At 65.3% G+C, this 2,569-nt stretch carries 4 protein-coding genes; all 4 read left to right on the top strand.

Annotation, left to right across the window (positions count from 1 at the left end; translation table 11 throughout):
- Positions 1-1,951, top strand: a 1,951-nt coding sequence (locus QZL67_RS09665) for a hypothetical protein (RefSeq protein ID WP_292920250.1), incomplete at its 5' end; no start/stop codon positions are given.
- Positions 1,948-2,106, top strand: coding sequence for a hypothetical protein (locus QZL67_RS09660; RefSeq protein WP_292920248.1), 159 nt, complete (start codon positions 1,948-1,950; stop codon positions 2,104-2,106). The genes QZL67_RS09665 and QZL67_RS09660, both read left to right, overlap by 4 nt.
- Positions 2,107-2,154: 48 nt before the next feature.
- The gene (locus QZL67_RS09655; RefSeq protein WP_022290511.1) at positions 2,155-2,319 is read left to right on the top strand and encodes a hypothetical protein; all 165 of its coding nucleotides are present in this window, start codon (positions 2,155-2,157) and stop codon (positions 2,317-2,319) included.
- Between the two features lie 21 nt (positions 2,320-2,340).
- Positions 2,341-2,569: hypothetical protein (locus tag QZL67_RS09650; protein ID WP_292920246.1), on the top strand; the 229-nt coding region annotated here is incomplete at its 3' end.

Here is a 2,569-nt window from a genome sequence, read left to right as displayed (position 1 = left end):
GAAGGCTGAGGTCCGGGACTACCGGGACGCCATGACACGCCAGGAACAGCTGCTGCGGGGCACTGCCGACATCACCGCCCCGGACGGGACCACGGCGGCCCGGCAGACCAGCTACAAGCGGAACCTGGTCCAGGAGATCATCGAGACGGAGGTGGACTCCAACATCCCCCAGCCCAAGGTGACGGCCCTTTACCGGGAGGATGAGGATCTGGCCCGGATCATTGAGGACATGCTCCGAAACGAGCTGGACCGGCTGCCCATGGAGGTCATCAACGACCTGCAGGAGCGGGTGACCCCCACCCACGGCGCGGACTTTCTGTGGGTGGACTGGGATCAGACCGTCTGCACCCACACCACGCTGGGGGATTCTACCGTGCGGGAGATCCACCCCCGGCAGTTCGTTCCCCAGGCAGGCGTTTACGACATCGACGAGATGGAGCACTTCTGCCTCAAGATCCCCCGCACCTGGCAGTACATCCTCCGCCGGTACGGCGTGGACGTCCGGGAGGAGGACGAGGAGGACCGGGAGGCCCGGTCGGAAGTGGACGGCGCACTGCCGGACGGCATTGTGACGCAGTACCTGGTATTTTACCGCAACCGCCGGGGCGGCATCGGCCGGTACAGCTTTGTGCGGGACACGGAGCTGGAGGACCTGGAGGACTGCCAGGCCCGCCGGAAGAAGATCTGCACCCGCTGCGGCGCGGAGGGAAACGGCGTCAAGTGCATGCACTGCGACGGGACAGAGTTCCGGGACGAGGTGCAGGCGTATGAGGAGCTGACGGAGGATCTGACGCTCTTTGACGGCACTGTGCTTTCCGCCTGGGAGGAGGAGACGGACGAATACGGCCTGCCGGTGCCTGATGAGACGGCACCGCCGGAGATCCTGGACGTCCTGAGCAGCGGTGCCGGATCTCTGCCGGGCATGGAAGGCCTTCCTGCGGCGGTGGTGGCAAGACCCGTCCGAAGGCGGCCCCGGCGGATTCCCTGCTATACGCCGGGAATGTACCCCATCGTGATGCGCAAAAACGTATCCATGGCTGGGCAGCTGCTGGGCGGCTCCGACGCCGACGCCATTGCCGGACAGCAGAACGAGATGAGCAAGGTCAGCGGCAAGCTCTCCACCAAGGTCATGAGCGGCGGCAGCTTTACCACCAAGCCGGAGGATCTGAAATTCGAGTTTACCGACCAGGACGGCCGGGTGCTCTCCGTGAAGTCGCCCCAGCAGCTGGACATGATCCGCACCTACAACACCCAGGTGGACATCTCTGCGGACCTCAGGTACCGGGCGGAGATCTACGAGGAGGCCCGGAATATGATCGGCATCACCGACTCCTTCCAGGGGCGCAAGGACTCCACTGCAACCTCCGCCGTCGCCAAGCAGTTTTCGGCGGCCCAGGCGGCGGGACGGCTGGAGAGCAAGCGGATCATGAAAAATGATCTGTATCAGCGCCTGTTCGAACGCTTGTTCAAGTGGAAGCTGGCATACGCCGACGAACCCCGGCCCATCGTCACCTACAACGCCCAGGGCCAGCGGGAATACCGCACCTTCAACCGCTGGGACTTTCTGCGGGTGGATGCGGACGGACAGCCGTACTGGAACGACAACTTCCTGTTCTCCTGCGATACGTCGGCGCCCCTGGCCTCCAACCGGGAGCAGATGTGGCAGGAGATGCGCTCCCAGCGGTCCGAGAGGGCCTTCGGGGACCCCACCAGTCTGGACAGTCTCATTTTGTACTGGTCCATGATGGAGCAGCTCCACTACCCCATGGCGGGGACCATCAAGGCGGAACTGCAGCGGCAGAAGCAGGCCCAGGAGGAGGCGGCAGCCCAGCAGGCCGGGATGGCACAGGCAGGCGCCGCACAGCCGGGAAGCGGGACCGGCGAGGACCCCGCTGTGCTCCAGGCGGCCATGGATACCAGCGCCCTGCCGGAAGGGGGAATGCCGCTGTGAGATGCCCCAGATGCGCCACGGAGGCGGCGGTGATGTCCGTCCGGGAGGAGAAACGGGACGGGAAAACCGCCCGGGTGCTGACGTTCCGGTGCCGCAACAAGCGGTGTGAGGACCACGGCCGCATCGTTGGAGAACGATTGTTCGATAAAGGCTGACAGCGCCGGAGACGGCGATGTTCAAAACACGGGAAAGGAGGCGCAAGCATGAAAGAAAGAGGCTACATCGGCCGCATCAAGAGCGGCGGTACCCTGGATGTGACCGCACCCAACGGCCCCGGTGCGGGCAAGAAAGGAACGAACCGCATTACGGGAACCGACCTGCGCAGCGGCGGCGGTACCACCGGCCGGGGCGGAAAGAAGAGCAAGTAAGCCCACAGAGGAAAGGAGAACATGATGGACGAATATCAGGAGGTATTCGGGGTCCCGGCGGAGACGGCGCAGGATGCCCCCGCCGGGGAAGGCGAAAACGAGCGGGAGGCCGCCGGTCCCGCCCCCGGAGAAGGCGAAAGAGACCAGGAGCCCGCCGCCCCTGGCGCTGAGGAACAGCAGGACCAACCCGCCCCCGGCGTTGCTGGCGCAGAGGAAGGCGCGGACGCAGACCAACAGGCCGGCGCAGCGG

Source organism: Oscillibacter sp. CAG:155, from assembly GCA_000436875.1.
In the GTDB taxonomy this organism is placed as follows: domain Bacteria; phylum Bacillota; class Clostridia; order Oscillospirales; family Oscillospiraceae; genus Oscillibacter.
This window is presented reverse-complemented; position numbering and strand designations above follow the sequence as displayed.